The sequence below is a fragment of the Burkholderia sp. BCC0397 genome (assembly GCF_902832865.1).
Classification (GTDB): Bacteria; Pseudomonadota; Gammaproteobacteria; order Burkholderiales; family Burkholderiaceae; genus Burkholderia.
On record NZ_CADFDL010000015.1, the window covers coordinates 151,430 to 173,277 of the forward strand.

Annotated in this window: 18 protein-coding genes; 3 read left to right on the plus strand and 15 right to left on the minus strand. The window is 67.1% G+C overall.

Going from position 1 to position 21,848, the window contains the following annotated elements; translation table 11 throughout:
* Positions 1-101: 101 nt before the first annotated feature.
* The gene (choX, locus tag HWX03_RS31460) at positions 102-1,070 is read right to left on the minus strand and encodes a choline ABC transporter substrate-binding protein (protein WP_175873937.1); all 969 of its coding nucleotides are present in this window, start codon (positions 1,068-1,070) and stop codon (positions 102-104) included.
* A gap of 45 nt (positions 1,071-1,115) precedes the next feature.
* Positions 1,116-2,666 carry a choline-sulfatase gene (gene betC / locus HWX03_RS31465; protein ID WP_175873938.1) on the minus strand — a complete coding sequence of 517 codons (1,551 nt, stop codon included), beginning with the start codon at positions 2,664-2,666 and terminating at the stop codon, positions 1,116-1,118.
* A 252-nt stretch (positions 2,667-2,918) separates the two neighbouring features.
* Here betC and HWX03_RS31470 point away from each other — a divergent pair, with 252 nt between their 5' ends.
* Complete coding sequence (locus tag HWX03_RS31470) at positions 2,919-3,824, plus strand: LysR family transcriptional regulator (RefSeq protein ID WP_175873939.1); 906 nt, start codon at positions 2,919-2,921, stop codon at positions 3,822-3,824.
* Positions 3,825-4,021: 197 nt separating this feature from the next.
* On the plus strand, positions 4,022-4,906 hold the full coding sequence (gene purU / locus HWX03_RS31475; protein ID WP_175873940.1) for a formyltetrahydrofolate deformylase: 885 nt from the start codon (positions 4,022-4,024) through the stop codon (positions 4,904-4,906).
* A 47-nt stretch (positions 4,907-4,953) separates the two neighbouring features.
* On the opposite strand, the gene HWX03_RS31480 is transcribed toward purU, so the two are convergent.
* Genes HWX03_RS31480 through HWX03_RS31505 form a run of 6 tightly spaced genes read right to left on the minus strand, consistent with a single transcriptional unit; the run spans position 4,954 to position 11,160 of the window.
* Complete coding sequence (locus tag HWX03_RS31480) at positions 4,954-5,607, minus strand: nucleoside/nucleotide kinase family protein (RefSeq protein WP_175873941.1); 654 nt, start codon at positions 5,605-5,607, stop codon at positions 4,954-4,956.
* Complete coding sequence (locus HWX03_RS31485) at positions 5,604-6,497, minus strand: sugar phosphate isomerase/epimerase (protein ID WP_175873942.1); 894 nt, start codon at positions 6,495-6,497, stop codon at positions 5,604-5,606. Before HWX03_RS31485 ends, HWX03_RS31480 begins: the two co-directional genes overlap by 4 nt.
* The gene (locus tag HWX03_RS31490) at positions 6,498-7,550 is read right to left on the minus strand and encodes an ABC transporter permease (protein WP_175873943.1); all 1,053 of its coding nucleotides are present in this window, start codon (positions 7,548-7,550) and stop codon (positions 6,498-6,500) included.
* Positions 7,547-8,560, minus strand: coding sequence for an ABC transporter permease (locus tag HWX03_RS31495; RefSeq protein ID WP_175873944.1), 1,014 nt, complete (start codon positions 8,558-8,560; stop codon positions 7,547-7,549). The genes HWX03_RS31490 and HWX03_RS31495 overlap by 4 nt, the downstream gene beginning before the upstream one ends.
* Positions 8,553-10,115: a sugar ABC transporter ATP-binding protein gene (locus HWX03_RS31500; RefSeq protein ID WP_175873945.1), complete on the minus strand. Its 1,563-nt coding sequence runs from the start codon at positions 10,113-10,115 to the stop codon at positions 8,553-8,555. Before HWX03_RS31500 ends, HWX03_RS31495 begins: the two co-directional genes overlap by 8 nt.
* 52 nt (positions 10,116-10,167) lie before the next feature.
* On the minus strand, positions 10,168-11,160 hold the full coding sequence (locus tag HWX03_RS31505; RefSeq protein WP_175873946.1) for a substrate-binding domain-containing protein: 993 nt from the start codon (positions 11,158-11,160) through the stop codon (positions 10,168-10,170).
* A gap of 204 nt (positions 11,161-11,364) precedes the next feature.
* On the opposite strand from HWX03_RS31505, the gene HWX03_RS31510 reads away from it, so the two are divergent.
* Entirely contained in the window at positions 11,365-12,429 is a 1,065-nt protein-coding gene (locus tag HWX03_RS31510; protein WP_175873947.1) for a LacI family DNA-binding transcriptional regulator, read from the plus strand.
* A gap of 189 nt (positions 12,430-12,618) precedes the next feature.
* Here the strand turns inward: HWX03_RS31510 and HWX03_RS31515 are convergent, their stop codons facing one another.
* From HWX03_RS31515 to HWX03_RS31545, 7 genes are all read right to left on the minus strand, one after another.
* The gene (locus tag HWX03_RS31515) at positions 12,619-14,274 is read right to left on the minus strand and encodes an APC family permease (protein ID WP_175873948.1); all 1,656 of its coding nucleotides are present in this window, start codon (positions 14,272-14,274) and stop codon (positions 12,619-12,621) included.
* Positions 14,275-14,499: 225 nt separating this feature from the next.
* Positions 14,500-15,363 (minus strand): glycine betaine ABC transporter substrate-binding protein, encoded by an 864-nt coding sequence (locus HWX03_RS31520; RefSeq protein ID WP_175873949.1) that lies wholly within the window; start codon positions 15,361-15,363, stop codon positions 14,500-14,502.
* A 134-nt stretch (positions 15,364-15,497) separates the two neighbouring features.
* Positions 15,498-16,646 carry a hybrid-cluster NAD(P)-dependent oxidoreductase gene (locus HWX03_RS31525; RefSeq protein ID WP_175873950.1) on the minus strand — a complete coding sequence of 383 codons (1,149 nt, stop codon included), beginning with the start codon at positions 16,644-16,646 and terminating at the stop codon, positions 15,498-15,500.
* A gap of 29 nt (positions 16,647-16,675) precedes the next feature.
* The gene (locus tag HWX03_RS31530; protein ID WP_174385330.1) at positions 16,676-17,917 is read right to left on the minus strand and encodes an aromatic ring-hydroxylating dioxygenase subunit alpha; all 1,242 of its coding nucleotides are present in this window, start codon (positions 17,915-17,917) and stop codon (positions 16,676-16,678) included.
* Positions 17,918-17,969: 52 nt separating this feature from the next.
* A complete protein-coding gene (locus HWX03_RS31535) occupies positions 17,970-18,755 on the minus strand; it encodes an electron transfer flavoprotein subunit beta/FixA family protein (protein WP_175873951.1) in 786 nt (261 codons plus the stop codon).
* Positions 18,752-19,918, minus strand: coding sequence for an electron transfer flavoprotein subunit alpha/FixB family protein (locus HWX03_RS31540; RefSeq protein ID WP_175873952.1), 1,167 nt, complete (start codon positions 19,916-19,918; stop codon positions 18,752-18,754). The genes HWX03_RS31535 and HWX03_RS31540 overlap by 4 nt, the downstream gene beginning before the upstream one ends.
* Positions 19,919-19,922: 4 nt before the next feature.
* Complete coding sequence (locus HWX03_RS31545) at positions 19,923-21,848, minus strand: (Fe-S)-binding protein (protein ID WP_175873953.1); 1,926 nt, start codon at positions 21,846-21,848, stop codon at positions 19,923-19,925.

Below are 21,848 nucleotides of genomic sequence, written 5' to 3' on the forward strand. Positions count from 1 at the left end.
GTCACCCGTCTGAAGGCGACACTAAATGGTCACGATGCGACGGGTCGGGAAAACACGTAGACAGGCGGCACGGTAAAAACCGGCCGCCCGGAGGGAGGAAATTAGCGACCGTCGAGGGCCGTGCGCACGGCCGGCAGGCCCGGCGCGCCGGCCGCCGTCGTCACGCCGTCGAGCCAGCCGGCGACCAGCGCGGGCTCGGCTTTCAGCGCATGCTGCGCCGCGAGCGCGGGCGACGTCTTGTGCTCGAGCATGTCGGCGATCATCCGGTTCTCGACGTCGACGGAGAACGTCATCTGCCGGAACAGCCGCACGAGGTTCGCGCACTGGCCGGCGAACCCGGCACGCGTGACCGTGTTGACCGTCGCGCCGCCGTAGTTCGGGCCGAAATACGCATCGCCGCCCGACAGATACGTCAGATGGAACTTCGTGTTCATCAGATGCGGCTCCCAGCCGAGAAACACGATCCAGCGCTTGTCGCGCACCGCGCGCTCGACCTGCGTGAGCATGCCCGTCTCGCTCGATTCGACGAGCGACCAGTTCGCGGACCCCAGCGCATGGTCGGACAGCATCCGCTTGATGTTCTGGTTCGCGGGCGCGCCGGGCTCGATCCCGTAGATCTTGCCGCCGAAGCGGTCCGCGTAGCGCGCGAGATCGGCGAATGTATGCACGCCGGCGGCGGCCACATAGTCGGGCACCGCGAGCGTGAACTTCGCACCGCTCAGGTTCGCGTGCAGCACGTCGATCGATTTCTCGTCGACGAACGGCTTCACGAGCGGCCCCTGCGCGGGCATCCAGTTACCGAGGAACACGTCGACCTGCCCTTTCTTCAACCCCTGGTACGTAATCGGCACCGACAGGTTCGCCACATCCTGCCGGTAGCCGAGCGCCTTCAGCACGACGCCCGCCATCGCGTTCGTCGCGTCGATGTCGGTCCAGCCGGGCGCCGCCATCTTCACGTCGCCGCACGTCTGCGGATCGGCGGCATACGCAGGCAGCGCCGCCACCACGCACGCGGCGGCGGCGAGCGCCGCGCCGATCCTTCGGATTGCTGCATTGCATTGCCGTTTCATGGTTCGCTTCCTCCGTCGTTCTTCAATGACCGCGATGCGGTACGTTCAGCGCCCGACGCGCGGAAAACGCGCCATCGCTTCGAGCGTATCGAGTTCGATGTGATTGCGCATGTAGCGCTGGCTCGCGTCGGTGAACGGCTGCCAGTCCCACGCGTGGATGCGGCCCTGCGTCGTCGCCGCGTAATGGAAGCGCCGGCGCCGCTGGCTCGCGCGCACCTGCCGGTCCAGTTCGGGCAGGTTCCAGCGCTGCGCGGCCTCCGCGCGGAACGCGGCGAGCACGTCGGCGGCTTCCGGCCGGCCGGCGAGGTTCGTCAGCTCGCGCGGATCGTCCGACAGGTTGTAGAGCTGGTCGGGATCGGCCGGGCAATGCACGTATTTCCAGTCGCCGCGGCGGATCATCACGACCGGCGCGAGCGCGCCTTCCGCAAGGTATTCGCCGAGCGCGACATCGTGCGCGGGCGTGCCGTGCAGGTGCGGCACGAGGCTCGCGCCGTCGACCGGGTCCGGCCATCCGGGGTCCGGCCAGCCGCCGGCGGGCGCGGCGCCGGCCAGCTCGACGAGCGTCGGCAGCAGGTCGACGTGCGACACGGGCCCGCGCACCCGCGCGGCATCGAAGCGGCCCGGCGCGTGGACGATCAGCGGCACGCGGCAGCCGCCTTCGAAGAACGTCATCTTGTACCAGAGCCCGCGCTCGCCGAGCATGTCGCCATGGTCGGACGTGACGATCACGATCGTGTCGTCGGCGAACCCGCATTGCTCGAGCGCGGCCAGCACGCTGCCGAACTGCGTGTCGACGTAGGACGTCGCGCCGTAATACGCGCGGCGTGCGGCGCGGATCTGCGCGTCGGTCGGCGGCGTGCGATCGTTCTCGCAGACGAAGCGCAGCCGCTGCGAATGCGGATCGCTGTCGGCCGCATCGAACCGCACGGCCGGCATGTCGATCTCGTCATCGTCGTAGCGATCCCAGTATTCGCGCGTGATCGCATACGGGTCGTGCGGATGGGTCAGCGACACGACCATGCAGAACGGCCGCGCATCGTGCCCGGCCGCGCGCTCGCGCGCGACGTCGTACAGCTTCTGCTTCGCGGCGAACGTCACTTCGTCGTCGAAGTCGAGCTGGTTCGTTCGCACGCACGGGCCGGCGTCGAGCACCGAACTCATGTTGTGATACCAGCTCGGCCGCTCGGTCGGGCTGTCCCAGTCGGGCACCCAGCCGAAATCGGCCGGATAGATGTCGGTCGTGAGGCGTTCCTCGAAGCCGTGCAACTGGTCGGGCCCGCAGAAATGCATCTTGCCGGACAGCATCGTCCGGTAGCCGCCCGCGCGCAGGTAGTGCGCGAACGTCAGCGTTTGCGCGGGCAATTCGGCCGCGTTATCGTAGGCGCCGATCCCCGACGGCAGCTTGCCGGTCAGCAGCGAGAAGCGCGACGGCGCGCACAGCGGGCTCGCGCAGTACGCGGCGTCGAACACCACGCCTTCGGCGGCGAGCCGGTCGAGCGTCGGCGTGCGGGCGACGCGGTTGCCGTACGCCGGCAGCGCGAACGGCGTGAGCTGGTCGGCCATCAGGATCAGGATGTTGGGTGTCGGGTTCGTCATCGGCGGTCGTGGGGAAAGCGGTGTTCGAATGGAACGGCTCGTCGCCCGGGCAGCGAGACGTCCGGCATGACGGAGGCGGTCCGCAGAAACTGCCGCGCGTAAGGGCCGCGCTGGCTAGAATCGCGGAATGCGTTGCGCGGCGGCGCATGAAGCGCATGTGCCGCACCGTCCGCCGCACTATCGCCCGCCCGAATTCGCGCGGGTAGGCGTCCGGCCCTTATGGGGCCATTAGAGGGGCTTATGTCGGGACTTATGTCGAAATCCGAACCGTTACCGTCGATGCAGGCGCTGCGCGCGTTCGAATCGGCCGCCCGGCTCATGAGCTTCACGGCCGCCGCGCGCGAGCTCGGCTCGACACAGCCGGCCGTGAGCCAGCAGGTGTACCAGCTCGAAGCCGAGCTCGGCGTGCCGCTGTTCGAACGCAGCCCGCGCGGCGTCACGCTGACGGCCGACGGCGAGTGCCTGTACGAAGCCGTGCGGCTGAGCCTCGACACGCTGCGCGGCGCGACCGCGACGCTGCGCGCGCGCCGCGAGCACGGTGCGCTTACGATCGTCACCGATTTCGGTTTCGCGACCTACTGGCTGATGCCGCGCCTGGCCGGACTGAAGCGCGTGATGCCGGACGTCGACGTGCGCGTCGTCACGTCACAGGATTACGACGCGCAGCGCGACCACGGCGACATCGCGATCCTGTTCGGCGACGGCCACTGGCCGTCGTGCACGGCCGCGCGGCTGTTTCCGGAATCCGTCACGCCCGTCTGCTCACCCGTGTTCCGCGACGCGCACCCGGGCGTCGCGCGGGCCGACCACCTGCTCGCGCTGCCGCTGCTGCACGTGCAGCCGACGCGCCCCGAGCGCTGGCTGTCGTGGTCGGGCTGGTTCGACGCGCACGGGCTCGAACCGCCGCCCGCCGCCCGCGGCGTGACCTTCAACAGCTATGCGCTCGTGATCCATGCGGCGCTGCTCGGCGAAGGCGTCGCGCTCGGCTGGTCGCCGCTCGTCGACGAGCTCGTCGGGGCCGGCCAGCTCGTGAAGCTGGTCGACGCGCCCGTCGTCACGCCGCGCGGCTACTTCCTGGTACGGCCGCCGCAGCGGCCCGAGCCGGACGCGACCCACGTGTTCCGGCGCTGGCTGCTCGATGCGTGCGCGGCGGCCTGACGCAGCGCGCCCGCCCTCGTTTCCGTTCCCCCTTCCCCGCTCCCGGCCCGCTGGCGCACCGATACCAGCCACACGGCGCGTTGGTTCTATCCGCGCCGAAATCGTCCTGATTTACTTGAGCCTCCCGCTATCCGCGCGGCGCGGCGCTGTCGTGCGCCGCCGCGCGGCCGTGCGCCCCATGCCATCCGAGGAGTCTCATGACCGCCGAGCACCGCCCCGATCAATTCGTCCTGACACTGTCGTGCCCGAGCGCGGCCGGCCAGGTCGCCGCCGTCGTCGGCTTTCTCGATCGCCATCGCTGCTACGTCGATGCGCTGAACGTGTTCGACGACGATCTCAGCAACCGCTTCTTCGTGCGCTGCGTCTTTCATCCGACGGATGAAACGCTGCAGATCGACGCGCTGCGCCAGGAATTCGCGCCGATCGCGTCCGGACTCGGCGGCCACGAGGGCGACATCCAATGGGCGATCCACGACGTCAATGCACGCCCGAAGGTGCTGATCATGGTGTCGAAGCTCGAGCACTGCCTCGCGGATCTTCTGTTCCGCTGGCGAATGGGCGAGCTGAAGATGGACATCGTCGGCATCGTGTCGAACCATCCCGACTTCGAGCCGCTCGCCGCGCAGCACGGGCTGCCGTTCCGGCACTTCCCGATCACGGCCGATACCAAGGCGCAGCAGGAAGCGCAATGGCTCGACTTCTTCGAATCGAGCGGCGCCGAGCTCGTGATCCTCGCGCGCTACATGCAGGTGCTGTCGCAGGAGACGAGCGCGAAGCTCGCGCACCGCGCGATCAACATCCATCACTCGTTCCTGCCCGGCTTCAAGGGCGCGAAGCCGTATCACCAGGCGCATGCGCGCGGCGTGAAGCTGATCGGCGCGACCGCGCACTTCGTCACCGACGATCTCGACGAAGGCCCGATCATCGAGCAGGTCGTCGAGCGCGTCGATCATGCGCTGCGGCCGGAGCAATTGCTTGCGGTGGGGCGCGATGTCGAAAGCCTCACGCTCGCGCGCGCGGTGAAGGCGTTCATCGAGCGGCGGGTGTTCTTGAACGGGGATCGGACGGTGGTGTTTTCGTAAGCGCGTCGCGCGTGTGCGGCTCGCGGGCCACGGCGCCCGGCCCCGCCTCAGTTGTTGCGAACGAGGAAATCGGCCGGCGCACGGTGCGACAACACCGTGTCGACGTTGACGAGATCATTGCCGTCGAGCTTCGCGCGGACTTCGGCGGCATCCATCCCGTACCGCTGCCACCGGCGGGCCAGCCGCTCGGCGAGTATGGGCCGCGGCACGTCCAGCATCACCGCAACGTCGAACAGCGCACGCAACGTATGCCACGGCGGCGCGTCGAGCAGCAGGTAGTTGCCTTCGACGAGCACGAGCCGGGCCGCCGCCGGCACGATCGCGGCACCGGCCCGAGCGATTTCCAGATCGCGGTCGAACACCGGCACAGCGATATCGCGGCCATCGTCGACGCGCAACCGGCCGAGCAGCGCCGCAAGGCCATCCACATCGAACGTATGCGGCGCGCCCTTGCGGGCGCGATCGCCACGCGCGTTCAGCACGCGATCGTCGAAATGGAAGCCGTCCATCGCGAGCACGGCCGCCGAGCCCGGCGCGCGCGCGTCGAGATCGGCGCGCAAGCGCTTCGCGAATGTGCTCTTGCCTGCGCCCGGCGGCCCCGCAAGCGCAACGACGCGCCGCACCGCGCGTTGCGTGCGATGCAGATGGTCGGCCAATGCGTCGAAATCGACGTGTTGCTCGGCGGCCGTCGCGTCGTTCATGGCAAACGGCTCCGTTCGGCCTGCTTCAACGCCTCCTGCGCGGACTTCAATTGCACACGCGTATACGCCAGCGCATGCGAAGCCAGATCGCGGCTGTCTTCCCACAGATTGCGCCAGATCGCGAGTATGCCCTCGAGCGGCTGGCCGACGACGCGCGACGAAAAGCTCTCGAACGTGATCGGCCCCGTATAGCCGCTGAACACCAGTGCGCGGAACACGGCGGTGAAATCGACGTTGCCCGAGCCGAGATAGCCGCGATGCGAATCGCCGATGTGGAAATAGCCGAGGTAATCGCCAGTATCGCGGATCGCCGACATCACGTCCGACTCCTCGATGTTCATGTGATAGGTGTCGAGATGCACCTTGACGTTCGGCCGACCGATGCGCCGGCACAGCTCGACGCCCTGCGACGCGGTGTTGAGCACGTTCGACTCGTAGCGGTTCACGACCTCCAGCCCTAGCGTGATCCCGTGTTGCGCGGCCGTGTCCGCGACCTGCCCGAGGATGTCCGCGGCCATCGCAACGCCGGCGTGCGTTGTCGGCACCGCGTTTTTCTGGAATGCGGAATACAGGATCCCGCAGACGTGCGTGGCGCCGCAGTCGTGTGCGACACGCAGCACGTCCTCCAGCTTCGCCTTGCCGCGCGCCGCGCGAGCCGCGTCGCCGCTCGAGATGTCCGTCTGTGCATCGAGCCCGAGCGAAAACGTGATGCCGAGACCGTGCCGCTCGAGTTCGCGCCGCGTGAATTCAGCGTCGATGGACGCCGGATCGAGCGCCGGCACCTCGATGAAGTCGAATCCGGTTTCGGCGGTGCTGGCGATCGCGCGCGCGCATTCGTCGCGGCTCCAGCCGGCCTCCCAGACCAGTGCATGTACGCCAAGCTTGTTCATTCATTCTCCTTTCGTCGATGGTGTGCCGGGCCGCCGAACGCGCCATCCGGCACGTAGCCGGCGAACGGACCGGTAAACGCCGTGCGCCCATGCCCAGCGGGCCAGCATCACGGCAAGCAGGAACGCGCCCCACAGCGCGGTGGCAAGGTGCTGGCTCGCGCCGAGCAGGTTGAGCCCCGACGCGATTACCTGGAGGATCACCAGCGCGATCACGACCGGCACGACGCGGCCGAACCCGCCGAACGGATCGACGCGCCCGAGAAAGCAGGCGAGTACCGAAATCAGCAGAAACGCTTCGCCGTGCCCGACCCGCACCGAATTGAAACGGGACAGCATCACGATGCCGGCGACGCCGCACATCAGCCCGGACAGCATGTAGATGCGCGTGATTGCGCGCGCGGTCGCGATCCCCGAATAGCGGGTCGCCTCGACGTTCGAGCCGATCATCCGCGTCGCGAAGCCGAGCCGCGAATACGCCATCAGCACATGCCAGCCGAGCGCGCAGCCCGCGAAGATCCACAGCGGTATCGGCACGCCGAGCCAGAGGCCGTTGCCCATCGCGCGGACGAGCGGCGGGAACCCGGAGATGTCGCCGCCGCGCGTCAGGAATTCGCCGAGCCCGCGCAGGAAGATCATCGCCGACAACGACACGAGGATCGGGCTCGCGCCCGTATGCGCGATCACCGCGCCGATCAGCCAGCCGGCCGCCGCCCCCGTCGCCAGCGCCGCGAGCATGCCGAGCGCGATCGTGCCGGCGCCGGCGTCCGCGCCGCCGTGCGACTGGATGACCCATGCCATCGCGAGCCCGGCGAGGTTGGCCGTGAATGTCACCGCAAGGTTGAAGCCGCCCGAGATCAGCGGCATCAGCATCGCCAGCGTGAACAGCCCCAGTTCGGGAAGCTGGAACGCGATCGACACGAAGGTGCCGCCCGTCAGGAACCGGTCCGACGCAATACTCATCGCGGCGGCGACGAACGCGAGCAAACCGAGCAGGCCGACCACGTCGGCCGGAATCAGCGGCCCCGCTGCGGGCCGGGGAAGACGGGTGGTCATGATTGCGTCCTCGCATTCGACGATGGAAAGCGCGAACCGATGAGGCGCGCGACACGATCGCTCGACAGCGTGATCGCGATCAGGATCACCGCACCGACGATCATCTTGAACGCATACGGCGACACGCCGAGCAGGTTCAGGCCGTTCGCGGCGATGGAGACGAGCACGATCCCGAGAATCGCGCCGAGCACCGTGCCGCGGCCACCGCCGAGCCGCGCGCCGCCGAGCACGACGGCGGCGAGCACGTCGAGTTCGCGGCCGTACAGCGCATTGGGCACCACTTCCTGGACGTAGTGCGCCTGCATCAAGCCGGCGATGCCGGCCATCATCCCGAGCCAGCCGTATGCGACGTAGTGCATCGTGCCGAGATCGATGCCGACGCGACGCGCAGCTTCGGCGTTGTCGCCGGCCGCATAGAGTTGACGGCCGAGCGTCGTGCGCCGCAGGAGAAACCAGGTCGCACCAACCGCGACGATCATCGCCGCGACCGGCAGCGCGAGATCGGCGGCGCCGCTGGCCGTGTCGACGTGCACCAGCGAGATCCGGTTCATCCACCAGTCCGGCAGGTCGTAGATCGACACGCCGCCGGTCACGAACATCAGGCCGCCGAAGAACACGTTGAACGTCGCGATCGTCGCGACGATCGACACGACGCGAAACCGATGGATGATCGTCGCGTTCACGGCGCCGAGCAGGCACCCGAAGCCGGCTGCTACGGCGACGCCCAGCGCCCAGTTGCCGCCGCCGAGCCGGAGCATCGCGAGCGCGGTCAGGTACTGAACCACCGACGCGCCGACCGCGAACGAAATGTCGATGCCGCCCGCCACCAGCACGACCAGCAGGCCGGCCGCGAAGATCAGGTTCACGGAACTCTGGTTCAACAGGTCGAACAGGTTCGGCAGTGTAAGGAATGTCGACGTCGACAGGCCGAGGCCGATCGCCATCGCGGCAATGACGGCGAGCAGCAGCGCCTCGACCGAGCCGATTCCGAGTTTGTGCAGGTCACGCATGGATGTCTCGCTCGATCTGGTCGATGGAGGTGCAGCCCGGCACATAGTCGGCGACGATGCAGCCATCGCGCATGTGCAGGATCCGGTCTGCGTTGAAATAGACTTCCTGAATCTCGTCCGAGATCAGCACGATCGCCATGCCCGCCGCGGCCAGCTCGCGAATGATCGCGAAGATGCCGGCCCGCGCGCCGACGTCGACGCCAACCGTCGGTGCATCGAGAATCAGCAGCTTCGGCCGCGTTGCGAGCCATTTGGCGAGCACGACGCGCTGCTGGTTGCCGCCGGACAGCGTCGACACCGCGTCGCCGGGCTGGCCGATCTTGATCGCGAGCCGGTCGACCCAGTCGCGAATCAGCGCATCGCGCCTGCGCGGCGAAATCAGCCGCGCGGCGTCGAGCAACTCGTCGAGCACCGTCATCACCGTGTTGTCGCCGATCGATTGCGGCTGCACGAGCCCCAGTTGCAGCCGGTCTTCCGACACGTACGCAATGCCCGCCCGAATTGCGTCGCGATTGGAACGGCACGCGAGCCGCTTGCCGTCGAGCTCGATCGTGCCCGCGTGTGGCCGCGACATCCCGAATAGCGACAGCGCGAATTCGGTGCGCCCTGCGCCGAGCCGGCCCGTGATGCCGAGAATCTCGCCGCGCCGTACGGTCAGCGACACGCGGTCATATTCGCCGCGCCGCGACAGGCCCTCGACGCGCAGCACGAGCGGCTCGGCCGACAGGTCCGTCGTGCGCACCGCGTAGTCGAACGTGCGCCCGGTCATCAGCTCGGTGAGCCGCGTCTGCGTCATGCCGGCCGTCGGAAACGTGCCGACGTAGCGGCCGTCGCGCATCACGGTCACGCGGCTGCACACGTCGAGCACCTCGGCGAGCCGGTGACTGACGAACACGACCGCGATGCCGTCGGCCGACAGGCGCCGCACGATCGCGAGCAGCGCTTCGGTCTCCGCATGGCTCAGCGACGCGGTCGGCTCGTCCATGAACACGAGCCGCGCATCGGCGACGAGCGCGCGCGCGATCGCCACCACCTGGCGTTGCGCGATCGACAGCCGGCGCACCGGCCGGTCGAGATCGAGCGGCACGCCGAGCCGCGACAGAATCTGCCGCGCGGCCGCCTTCATCCTGCCGTAGTCGACGAGCCGCGGACGCGCGCCGAGGTTCTGTTCGAACGCGATGTTCTCGGCCACCGTCATCTCCGGAAACAGCGCGAGATCTTGCCAGATCACCTGAATGCCGAGTTCGCGCGCCCGCACCGGGTTCAGCTCCGCGACCGGCCGCCCGTCGAAGCGGATCGACGCGTCCGGCTCCGGTCGATACACGCCGCTGACGATCTTGATCAGCGTGCTCTTGCCGCAGCCGTTTTCACCGGCGAGGCACAGCACTTCGCCGGGCCGCACGTCGAAACGCACGTTCTGCAACGCATGCACGCCGCCGAACACCTTCGACACGCGTTCGAGTTCGAGCAACGCCGGCGCGTCGACCGCATCCGCACCCGGCGACACATCCGATCGCGCGGACGCAGCGCGACTGGGTGAATGGACTGACATCATTGCAACCCTCCTGTGCGAGCCGCGTCGACACGGCCCGTTTGCGTCGCGTCGCTCAGAGCCCCTGCTTCGCGAGCGTGTCGACGGTCTTTTCGTTGAGTTCGACGAGTTGGTTGACGATCAGGTTGTGTCCTTCGGGATACACGACGCCGAGCCCCGGAATGGTCGCGCCGCCCTTCACCGGCTGCCCCGTCGCCAGCATCGTGCCGAGCGTAACGAACACTTCGCCGGCCTGTTCGGGATTCCACATGTAGCCGCCCGTCAGCACTCCCTCGTGCACGAGCCGGCGGCCCTGCCCCGGCGAGAACGGGCCAAGCACGACGACCTTGCCCTTTGCCTGCCGCTCCGCGACGGCACGCGCGGCGCCGATCGGCCCCTGGCTGCCGAATGCGAGAATCGCCTTCAGGTTCGGATGCGCGCGCATCAGGTCGAGTGCGGTCTTGCGCGATGCGTCGACGTCCTCGGCGACGCCGTAGCGATCGCCGACCAGCTTCATGTCCGGCGCGTTCGCCTTCAGGTATGCGATTGCCGCATCGGCCCACGCGTTGTGCAACGGCACGGTCAGCGAACCGACGAACACCGCATATTCGCCCTTGCTGCCCACTGCGCTCGCGAGGCTCTTCGCATAGGCTTCGCCGAAGCCCTTCGCGGACGCGAGCTCGAAGTTCCAGTCGACGTTCTGCTGGTTCGGCGACTCGTGCGTGACGACCTTGATGCCGGCCGCGCGGGCGCGCTGCAGCACCGGTTCGAGCACCTTCGCGTCGTTCGGCACCACGCCGATCACGTCGACGCGCTGCGCGATCAGATCCTCGATCGCGCGCACCTGCAGCGCGGGGTCGGCGCTCGTCGGCCCGACCATGAACGCCTTCACGCCGAGTTGCTCCGCCCGCTTGCGGATGCCGGCGTCCATTGCGTTGAACCACGGGATACCGCCGATCTTCACGACGATCCCGATCACCGGCTTGTCCGGCGACGCCACGGCAAGCCCCGTAGCGAGCACGAATGCGATAAAGCCCGCGCACAGCGTGCGCACGAAATTTCCTGACATGTCTCCTCCATCGGAAGGCGACCGTCGCACCGACATCGAGAGAGGGCGCGTACGGCCAGTTGCTAAATCCATTCAGCAATTTATTTGCTTTATGCTGAATGGATTCAGCTCGACTGAGAAGCACGGGAAAACCCGAATATGGACATGCAACGCAAAGCGCATACCGTCGGGGACAGAAAAACGACGCCAGGAGAATCGACGCAGATGGCCCGCAACACCACCGGACGCAAGTCCACGATCTACGACATCGCGAAAGCGACCGGCTCGTCTACGGCGACCGTCAGCATGGTGCTCAACGGCACGTGGGCGCGCTACCGGATCAAGGAAGACACTGCGAACCGCATCCTCGCGTGCGCGCAGGCGCTCGGCTACAACGTGAACCTGAGCGCGCGCGGGCTGCGGCTGTCGCGCTCGGGGCTGGCCGGGATGATCATCCCGCACTATCGCAACCGTTTCTTCGCGGGGCTAGCCGAGACGTTCGAGGACGAAGCGCGTCGTCGCGGCCTGTGTCCGATCGTCGTCGGCACGCAGCGCGATCCGGCCATCGAATTGAGCGTTACGCAAACGCTGCTCGCGCAACGGGTTGAATGGCTGTTCGTCGCCGGCGTGCACGACCCCGCGCCGCTGAACGCGCTGTGCGACAAGGCTGGCGTGCCGTCGATCAACCTCGATCTGCCCGGCCCCGGCGCGCCGTCGGTCGTATCGGACAACCGCAGCGGCGCCCGCGCGCTGACCGACAGACTGATCGACAAGATGCTCGCGCGCGGCGATTCGCCTCACGCGCTGATTCTGCTCGGCGGAATTGCCGACGAATACGCGACGGAGATGCGCATCGCCGGATTTCGCGACGCATTCAAAGCCCGCCAACTGAAGCCGCCGCCCGCTCATGCGATCGAGTGCTGCGGCTATAGCCCCGACGCAGCGCGGCAGGCGCTCGCTCGACGCTATGCGGCGCTCGGCCGGCTCCCGGCCGGCATGCTGATGAACTCGATCACGGCGTTCGAAGGGTTGGTCTGCTTCGCGTCGGAGCTGACGTGGGACATCTGGCAGCGCACCGCCGTCGGCTGCTTCGACTGGGATCCATTCGCCGCACGCCTGCCGTTCGACGTGACGATGCTGCGTCAGGACGTGCAGAAAATGATTGCGGAAGCGTTCGCGCTGCTCGATGCCGCCGACGCCACGCCGCATCCGACGGTTATGGTGCCGACGCGTTTCATGCGCACGCTCGACGACGACACGACGGCACTCGACGACACGCGCACCGAATGACGACCGCATGCCGCAAGCCGACCGTCGAATGACGAAAGCCCGGCGGCATCGGCCGACCGGGCTTCGTTGAGCGAGGCTACGCGGACACGCCACGGCACCGGCCCGGCTTGCGCCGTGTCGCGCAACTTCGCGTCGTTTCGCCGGGATTGCGACGCGATGGTCGCTCCCGTCGGTCGACGCTTCAGTGGCTCACTTCACCCACGCGAAGTAATACGACAACCAGATCGTCAACCCCGCACCGATCAGCGCCGCATACGGCATCAAGTTCAGCCACAGCGCGCGCTTCGGTACTTCCAGCTCCATGTCGCGCTGCATCTGCTCGGGGAAGCGGCCGCGATCCTGCCAGTAGTGGCGGAACAGGAACACCGGCACGATCAGCAGCATCGCGATCAGCCCGTTGCGCAGCGTGCCTTCGCCCTGCAGGTTCGCGCCCGCGCCGACGTAGACGAGGTTCGCATAGCCGCAGATCGCGCCGCCGACGAGCAGCCAGGTCGGGCAGCGGAACGGCCGATCCCAGTTGCCGCGATCCATCCGGTGGATCCAGCCCGACTGAAGATTCAGGAATACGAACAGCATGTAGCAGACGTTCGAGATCGACAGCACCGTCATGTAGTCCGACATCATCAGCAACACGAGGTTGAAGCCGAGGTCGGTCCACATCGCGCGGGTGGGCGAGCCGTGCTCGTTCACGTGCGACAGGTACTTCGGCAGCCAGCCGTCGACCGATGCCTGGTACAGCGTGCGCGACGAGCCCATCATCGACGTCATCACGATCAGCAGGATCGACAGCATCAGCATCACGACGACCGCATTCGCGACCCATGCACCGCCGCCGACGATCTTCGCCATCGCGGCCGCGACGCCGGTGCCGTCGCCGATCGACGGATCGAGCATCGCCTGCGTGCCGAGCGCGCCCTGGAACGCCATCGGCACGAGCGTCATCACGACCAGACACAGCGCACCCGACCAGAAGATCGCCTTGGCGGTATCGCGCCGCGGATCGCGGAACTCGCGCGTATAGCAGACGGCCGTCTCGAAACCGTACGAGGCCCAGCCAGCCATGAACATCGCGCCGAGCGCCATCGTCACGCCCTGCCCGTTCCACGAGCCGAAGGTCGCGGCCGTGAGGTTGCCCTGCGCGTCGTGACCCAGCGGCAGCAGCGGGAGCAGGTTCGACATCGGCACGTCGCCGGTGACGAACGGCACGATGCCGACGATCAACAGCGGCGTGAGCGATGCAATGCCGAGAATGCGCTGCGTCCGTGCAGCCTTCGACGCACCGCTGTGCTGAAGCTTGAACGTGATGAGAAGCAGAATCGTCGCGATGATGAACGTCGCGTTGATTCGCAGGGAAAGACCCGGCTTGATGAACCCCAGATCCGCAATCCTGAGCTGCCAGTGCAGCACCGCCGCATTGGCAGGAAAGAGACTCGTGAGCGCATAGCTCGCCGCGAGGCCGCAGCCGAGCGCGAGCATCGGCGACCACGCAAGCCAGTTGCACCACACGGAAACCGGGGCAATCAGTTTGCTGTAACGCACCCAGCCGATCGCGCCATACACCGACGCGCCGCCCGATTTATGGGGAAATAGCCCGGATATTTCCGCATAAGTCGCGCTTTGAACCAGCCCCATCGTGATCGCGGCGATCCAGATCGCCCACGCGGGCTGGCCGATCGTCGCGCATACGCCGCCGATCGTGAACAGCACGCCTGCCGGCACGCCGCTCGTCACCCAAAAAGCGTCTTTCCAAGTGAGGCCACGATGCAGCGTATGGCCCGTCGAATCATGTGAGATGGTTGCCTCAACATCACTGGTGCGATTAGCACGCAGTCCTGCCTGACTCATCCAATTCCTCCTCTCGATCAGTGTTAGCGCTTCAGCGCTTACTCTGTTCCGATGCAAAGCAGATGACTCCGCACAAGGGCGCTAGTGTAACAACTTACGCGCTTTTTTGCAGAATTCGCAAAACAATTCCGAGATATGGCCGCAGTGAATCACAATTGTTTCGGATTCCTGCGTGCCATTCTCGGTGCATTTTTTTGTCGATTCGTATAACGTACTTTTCGGTGATTACTGGACGCCTTCAGTCCACGAATTCACACGATCCGAATGGGCCGCAATCCACGCGTCGGCGGCCGCTTCCGGCTTCGATCCGTTCTGGATCGCGAGCATCACGCTGTCGATTTCACCCGGCTTCCACTGGAATTTCTTCAGGAACGCGACGACCGGCTTCGCCTTCGTTTCGAGCCCCGGATTCACGACGCTGTCGACGTGCTCCGCGCCGCCAAACACCTTCTTCGGATCTTCGAGGAAGCGCAGCTTCCACTTCGCGAACATCCAGTGCGGCGCCCAGCCGGTCACGATGACCGGCTTGTTCGCACCGACGGAGCGGGACAGCTCGGCCGTCATCGCACTGCCCGAGCTCGGCATCAGCGTGTAGCTCAGCCCGTAGTTCTTGATCGCTTCGTCGGTCTTGCGCATCACGCCCGCACCGGCATCGATGCCGACGATCCGGCCGCCGAAGCTGCTCTTCTCGGCGTTCAGGTCCTCGATGCTCTTCGCCTTCACGTAATCGGGAACGATCAGGCCGATCTTCGCGTCGGGAAAGTTCGCGCCGACGTCGACGACCTTGCTCTTGTATTCGCTCCAGTACGAGCCGTGCGTGACGGGCAGCCACGCGGACAGCGTCGCATCGAGATCGCCGCGCGCGACGCCCTGCCACATGATCCCGGCAGCGACCGGCACGAGCTTCACCTCGTAGCCGAGCTTCTTCTCGATGACACGGGCCGCGACGTTCGACGTCGCGACGCTGTCGTCCCAGCCTTCGACGTAGCCGATTTTCAGCGTCGGCTTCGTATCGGCGAGCGCCGATGCGCTCAATGCCACCATCGCCGACAGGGCGCCGGTCCAAAGCAGTTTTCCAAACAGTTTCATGGTCGATCTCCTGGGTCTGCGCACCGTGCGCGTTGTCTCTCTAGGTTCTTCAACCACAAATCCGCGGTATCGTTGTTTTCCGACGGATGCTTGTCCGGACGCGACGCGCCCGGACAGCCGATGGCGAGTTTCGACTACTTGTCGATCACGAGATCCGACAGCGGCTTGCTGCAGCACAGCAGCACCATCCCCTGATCGATCTCGCGCTGGCGGATGCCGCCGTTGTGTTTCATCTCGACCTGCCCCGACACGAGCTTCACCTTGCAGGTGCCGCACATGCCCTGCGTGCACGATGCCGGCAGCCGCACGCCCGACTGGCGCGCCGCGTCGAGCACGTGCTGCGCCGAGCCGCACGAGATCTCGCGGTTGCTCTTCGCGAAGCTGACCGTGTACTGCTTCGTGCCGGCGTCGCCGCCTTCGGCCGGCGGCGCAAGCTCGGCGAGCAGTTCGTCGCTCGCGGTCTGCGCGAGCGTCTCGAACGAGAAGCTTTCCTCGTGATACTGCTTGCGATCGAAACCGGCTTCGTCGAGCAGGTCGCGCACCGCCTTCATGTACGGCGCGGGGCCGCACGTGAAGATCTCGCGTTCCATGAAATCCGGTGCGATCAGCTTCAGCAGCGGCAGCGTCAGGAAGCCCGTGACGCCCGGCCAGTTGGTGCGTGCGCCGACGCGCTCGACGACGAACGACGTGCGGAAATTCGTATGGTTCGACGCGATCAGGTCGAGCTCGCGCGCGAAGATGATGTCGTCCGGCGTGCGTGCGCTGTGCACGAACAGGATGTCGCGATCTTCCGCGAGATCATGGTGTGCACGGCTCATCGACATCAGCGGCGTGACGCCCGAGCCGGCCGACAGGAACAGGTACTTGCGCGCCGGATGCCGTGCGCACGTGAATTCCCCGGCCGGGCCGAGCACGCGAATCGACGCGCCCGGCTGCAGGTTGTCGTGCAGCCAGTTCGACACCTTGCCGCCCGGCACGCGCTTGACCGTGATCGAGATCGTGTGCGGCCGCGCCGGCGACGACGAGATCGTGTAGCACCGGTTGATCGTTTCGCCGTCGATGTCGAGCTCGAGCGTGATGAACTGCCCGGGCTCGAACGAGAACGTGCGGCCCTGCGGCGAACGAAAGAAGAAGCTCTTCACGTCGTGGGTTTCCTGCCGCACGTGGCAGCACACCAGCGTTTCCTCGACGTCGCTCGTCCAGCGCTCGGGCAGCGCGTTCCAGAAGGCCGGGTGCGTCACCCGGCTGTCCACCGGCTCGAAATTGGCCGCATCTCGCATCATGTCTTGCTCCGCTTATACGCTGCTGGGTACTACGCGCCGGTTTTTTCGGCGAGCCGGCCGATGTACCAGGCCGAGAATTTTTCGACGAGACCTTCCGTGTACGGCGAATACGGGCCCGGCTCGTACGCGCTGCTGGTCGCGCCGCGCTGCGAGAATTCGACGAGCGCGCGATCCTGGTCGTTGGTCGCGTTCCACACGGCCGTGAGGTTCTTCACGTCGTAGTCGATGCCTTCCTTCGCGTCCTTGTTCACGAGCCACTTCGTACGCACGAGCGTCTTGCCGGCCGACAGCGGGATCACCGAGAACGTCACGATGTGATCGCTCATGAAGTGGTGCCACGAGTTCGGCTGCGTCCAGAACGACAGCCCGCCGAGGTCGGCCTTGTCGAAGCCGCCGAGCAGCTTCTTCGACGCGACCTTCGCGTCGAGCGTCTGCGATTCGCCGTGGCGGTCCAGCGGCAGCCGCTGCGTGCGGAAACCCGTCACGTCGGACAGCTTTTCGATTTCGGCGGACGGCAGGCCCATCTCGGCCCACTCCTTGCCGCGGCGCACGCAGGTTTCCGCGAACGCGTCCATGCCTTCGGCGTTCGCGTCGGAACGCTGGTAGCCGAAGCCGTATTCGTACAGCGAGATCGTCAGCTCCGGATGGTTCGCGACGCAGTGATAGCACTCGCGATTGTTCTCCATCGTCAGCTTCCAGTTGCCTTCCTCGATGATGTCGATCTGCGCGGCGATCTTCGTGTTCGGCAGGTCGTGCGGCAGCAGGTACGGCTCCATCTCGGCGCGCATCTGCGCGAAATCGACCGGCGGCTCGTCCGCGAGGCAGATGAAGATCAGGCCCGCGAGGTTCTCGACGTGCACCGACTTCAGGCTGTGCTTGCAACGGTCGAACTTCTCGCCCATGTGCTCGGCGAACATCAGCTGGCCCGTCAGGTTGTAGGTCCAGCTGTGGTACGGACACACGATGTTGCCGACCGAGCCCTTATCTTCGTTGCACAGGCGCGCGCCGCGGTGACGGCAAACGTTGTGGAACGCGCGGATCGCCATGTCGTCGTCGCGCACGATCAGGATCGAATCGCTGCCCAACTGCACGGTCACGTAATCGCCCGGCTCGGGAATGTCCGGTTCGATCGCCACCTGGATCCAGTGCTGGCGGAAAATCGCCTCCATGTCGAGCGCGAAGATGTCCTCGCTCGTGTAGAACGGTGCGTCGAGGCTGTGCCCTTCCTTGCGCCGCTCGATCAATGCACGAATGTCTGCCGATACTTTCATCGTTTGCTCCGGATTCCTTGCATCCCTGGGTTCTTGCCGACAGGCATCAAAATCAGTAGTCGATGAGCTGATGCTCGCGCAAATACGCGAGGATCACTTGTGCTTTTTCGACCGAACTCCCTTCATTTACGACGTTGCCGCCGCGGCTTTCGGTCGTCGTCGCGGACAGCATCCGGGCATGCCCGGAGCGCTTCTCGGCGGCGACCAGTTTTACGGGTTTACGCTCGACCGGGCCGACCGTCCACGCGGCCGCGTCGGCGTCCGTGCCGGGCGCCGCGAGCGCCGGCCGGATCGCGCCGGCGCGCAGCCGCGCATACGCATAGCGCGGCTCGACACCGGCGAGCGGATGGACGGCGACGACGGCCGGCAGCGCCGCGTCGACACGCCGCCGCAGCCCTTTCGGCAAAAATTGCCGCACCGCCGCGCGGCCGCCGTCGACCGTCACGTCGACGGCCGAGCCGACGAGCGGATAGCCGAGCGCCGCGGCGACGCGGTACGGCAGCATCCCGGTGTCGTACGCGCCCTCGGCGCGCGTGCCGGTCAGCACGAGGTCGTAGCCGTCGAGACGCGCGGCGAGCGCGTGCACGGCATCGTCGCCGTCGCGGCAGGCCAGCACTTCGACCTCCCGCGCACCGAGCGCGAGATACTCGGCAAGCGCCACATTCGCGGGGTCGCCTGCATGGATCACGTCGAGCGCCGCGCGATGCTGCTCGGCGAGCTGGCGGCCGGTTTCGAGCGCGGCCGCGTCGTTGCGGCTGTAGCGCGCGACGCCGCTGACCGGATGCCGGCCGACGGACACGAGCACCGCGATGCGTTGCAAGGGGCGAGGGGCGTTCATGCGGCGACTCCTTCGGGTTCACGGGTACCGACCGCGGCCGGCGATTCGCCGCGCGCGGCCCGCGCGGCCTGGACCTGTTCGATCAGCGCGGCGATCGTCGCCTGCGCGTCGCCGACCACCGTCAGGTTCGCGCGCTTCGCGATCGGCGCGCTGCCGTCGAGGTTCACCGCGATCACGTGGCGGCAGTCCTTGATCCCCTGCAGATGCTGCACCGCGCCCGAGATGCCGAACGCGATGTACACGCTCGCCTCGACCGTCTTGCCGGTCGCGCCGACCTGCTTGTCGCGCGTGAAGTGGCCGTTGTCGACCGCGACGCGGCTCGCGCCGATCGCCGCGCCGAACACGCCGGCCAGCCGCTCGAACGCGCCGATGTCGGACACGCCGTTGCCGGCCGACACGATGAAATCGGCTTCCTCGAGCGCGACCTGGGCCGCGTCGATTTCGTCGAGACCGAGATCGCGGTACGGCTGCGCGGCGTCATGCGCCGGGCGGATGAAATCGGCGGCGACGCGTTCGCCCGCGCCGACGAACGGCAGCTTCGCTTCGACCGCGTTCTGCGCGAGCAGGACCACGTCGGGCAGCGCACGGGTGGCGAACGCACGCCCGGCCTGCGCATACGCGCCCACATGCTTCGCGTCGATCTCGACGACGTGGGTCGCGACGCTCGCGCCGGCCGCCGCCGCGTAACGCCGGCCGAGATCGCCGTCGCCCGTCGCGTTGTCGGGCACGAACACGTGCTTCGGTGCGAGCGCGGCCACGCAGGCCTGCAATGCTTGCAGTTCGCTTTCGGGATCGAACGCGCGGCGCTCGAAGCCGGCCAGCTCGAGCAGCTTGTCGACGCCGAGTTCGGCGACGTCGTCCTTCAGTTCGCCGAACGCGAGCAGCGCGACTTCGGTCTGCGCATCGGCGAGCACGGCGGCGGCGGCGATCGCCTGCCGCGAATGGTCGTCGAGCGCGCCGCGTTCGCTGTGCGCGACCACCAGCATCACGTGCTTCGGGTCTTGCAGCGCGCGGCGCGGCTTCGCGGCGGCGCCATGACCGTGCGCGGACCACTGCGCGGCGTTCGCATCGGCGCTGCCTTCCTCGCCGAGCGTGATGCGCTTCAGGCCGGCGGCCGTGATGATGAACGGCCGGCGCGGATCGATTCGTTTGATCGTATTCATCGATTCACTCCAGCGAGGCGGCGACGAGTTCGGCGACGTCGAGCACGTCGGGGCGCGGGCCCACGACGCCTTCGAGCATGGCCGTGCAGTTCGGGCACGCAACCGCGACCACGTCCGCACCGATCGTGCGTGCATCGGCGATGCGGATGTCCGGGATGCGCTGCTTGCCGGGGATGTCGGTCAGCGGCGCACCGCCGCCACCGCCGCAGCAGCGGCCGCGCATGCCGTTGCGCTCCATCTCGACGACCTGGATGCCGATCGTCTTCAACAGCTTGCGTGGCGCTTCCGTCTCGCCGTTATAGCGGCCGAGATAGCACGGGTCGTGATACGTGGTGCGCTTGTCCTGCAGCGCCTCGACGGCCTTCGGCACGATCTTGCCGCTGTCGGCCAGTTCGGCCAGATAGGTCGTGTGATGCTTGACCGTCACGCGCAGCCCGAGCGCACGGTATTCGTTGCGCAGGCTGTGCATCACGTGCGGGTCGGCCGTCACGATCTGCTTGTACGACAGCGCGCCGAGCGTGCCGATCAGGCGCTTCGCCATCTGCTGGAACGTCGCTTCATCGCCGAGGCGGCGGGCGACGTCGCCCGTGTCGGTCTCGGTCGAGCCGAGCACCGCGTAGTCGACGCCCGCCTTGTTCAGCACCGTGACGAACGCGCGCAGCGTACGCTGGTAGCGCATGTCGAATGCGCCTTCGCCCGCGACGAACAGCACGTCGACCGGCTTGCCGGGTTGCGCGACCGGGGCGCTCAGGTCGACCGACCAGTCGTAGCGCGCGGCCGTGTCGTAGCCGCCCATCGTGCCGGTCTCGCGCAGGTTCGCGAGCACTTCCTGGCCCTTGCCCGGCACCGTGCCGTGCACGAGCGTGCGGTTGCGGCGCATGTCGACGATCGCGTCGACGTGTTCGATCAGCATCGGGCATTCCTGCACGCACGCGCGGCAGGTCGTGCACGACCACAGCGTCTGTTCCTCGATCAGGCCCGACACGATCGGGCCGTTCGGCTCGCCGCGGTGCTGACCGACCGCGATACCCGGCGACGGGCTGCCCGCATACGCCGCATCGGTGCCGCCGGCCATCCCGACGACGAGATCCTGGATCAGCTTCTTCGGATTCAGCGGCTGGCCCGACGCGAACGCGGGGCACGCGGCTTCGCACTTGCCGCACTGCACGCAGGCGTCGAAGCTCAGTAGCTGGTTCCAGCGGAATTCGACCGGCTTCGCGACGCCGTACTCCTGATGTTCGATGTCCGGCAGCTTCAGCGCGGTCGGCGGCGTGGCCGTACCGTTGCCGGTGAACGATTCGCGGGTGGCCGCGAAACGCTCCTGGCGCGGGTGGAACGCGAGATGCAGCAGGCCGGCGATCGCATGCTTCATCGGGCCGCCCTTCGCGGCGCCGACCGTCATCGTGAATGCGCCGATACCGATCAGCAGCGCGCAGAGCACCGCGAACGCTCCCGACATCGCGCCGGTCGGCACCAGCATGAACAGCACGAGGCCGAGCGCGAACGAACCGAGCAGCCAGGGCAGCGTATTCCACGGGCCTTTCGACAGGCGCGCCGGCACGTCCTTCGCCGCGCGCCGACGCCACACGAACACCGCGCCGACCAGCATCGCGAGCGCCGCGAGGAAGATCAGCTTGTCGAGCCACGGCGAGTAGATCGCGAGGCCGTAGTTGACGAACACCAGCGCGAGCGCGCCGATCGCGCCGCCGGCGGTCGCGACGTGGGTCTTCGCGATGTACGGATCGCGGGCGACCACGTGGTGCAGGTCGACGAAATAACGCTTCGGGATCGCGAACAGGTTCGCGACGCCGAACGAGCCGGGCGCGGTGGCGCGCCCGAGACGCCAGTAGGACGAGCGCTTCGCGACCGCGAACGCGAGCCCCGCCACCGACAGCCACAACAGGGCGGTAATGAGGAAGGACGGGTTCAT

Excerpts from the sequence above, each read along its gene's own strand:
- choX (WP_175873937.1), bottom strand. The coding sequence starts at position 1,070 with ATGAAACGGCAATGCAATGCAGCAATCCGAAGGATCGGCGCGGCGCTC.
- betC (WP_175873938.1), bottom strand. The coding sequence starts at position 2,666 with ATGACGAACCCGACACCCAACATCCTGATCCTGATGGCCGACCAGCTC.
- HWX03_RS31470 (WP_175873939.1), top strand. The coding sequence starts at position 2,919 with ATGTCGAAATCCGAACCGTTACCGTCGATGCAGGCGCTGCGCGCGTTC.
- purU (WP_175873940.1), top strand. The coding sequence starts at position 4,022 with ATGACCGCCGAGCACCGCCCCGATCAATTCGTCCTGACACTGTCGTGC.
- HWX03_RS31480 (WP_175873941.1), bottom strand. The coding sequence starts at position 5,607 with ATGAACGACGCGACGGCCGCCGAGCAACACGTCGATTTCGACGCATTG.
- HWX03_RS31485 (WP_175873942.1), bottom strand. The coding sequence starts at position 6,497 with ATGAACAAGCTTGGCGTACATGCACTGGTCTGGGAGGCCGGCTGGAGC.
- HWX03_RS31490 (WP_175873943.1), bottom strand. The coding sequence starts at position 7,550 with ATGACCACCCGTCTTCCCCGGCCCGCAGCGGGGCCGCTGATTCCGGCC.
- HWX03_RS31495 (WP_175873944.1), bottom strand. The coding sequence starts at position 8,560 with ATGCGTGACCTGCACAAACTCGGAATCGGCTCGGTCGAGGCGCTGCTG.
- HWX03_RS31500 (WP_175873945.1), bottom strand. The coding sequence starts at position 10,115 with ATGATGTCAGTCCATTCACCCAGTCGCGCTGCGTCCGCGCGATCGGAT.
- HWX03_RS31505 (WP_175873946.1), bottom strand. The coding sequence starts at position 11,160 with ATGTCAGGAAATTTCGTGCGCACGCTGTGCGCGGGCTTTATCGCATTC.
- HWX03_RS31510 (WP_175873947.1), top strand. The coding sequence starts at position 11,365 with ATGGCCCGCAACACCACCGGACGCAAGTCCACGATCTACGACATCGCG.
- HWX03_RS31515 (WP_175873948.1), bottom strand. The coding sequence starts at position 14,274 with ATGAGTCAGGCAGGACTGCGTGCTAATCGCACCAGTGATGTTGAGGCA.
- HWX03_RS31520 (WP_175873949.1), bottom strand. The coding sequence starts at position 15,363 with ATGAAACTGTTTGGAAAACTGCTTTGGACCGGCGCCCTGTCGGCGATG.
- HWX03_RS31525 (WP_175873950.1), bottom strand. The coding sequence starts at position 16,646 with ATGATGCGAGATGCGGCCAATTTCGAGCCGGTGGACAGCCGGGTGACG.
- HWX03_RS31530 (WP_174385330.1), bottom strand. The coding sequence starts at position 17,917 with ATGAAAGTATCGGCAGACATTCGTGCATTGATCGAGCGGCGCAAGGAA.
- HWX03_RS31535 (WP_175873951.1), bottom strand. The coding sequence starts at position 18,755 with ATGAACGCCCCTCGCCCCTTGCAACGCATCGCGGTGCTCGTGTCCGTC.
- HWX03_RS31540 (WP_175873952.1), bottom strand. The coding sequence starts at position 19,918 with ATGAATACGATCAAACGAATCGATCCGCGCCGGCCGTTCATCATCACG.
- HWX03_RS31545 (WP_175873953.1), bottom strand. The coding sequence starts at position 21,848 with ATGAACCCGTCCTTCCTCATTACCGCCCTGTTGTGGCTGTCGGTGGCG.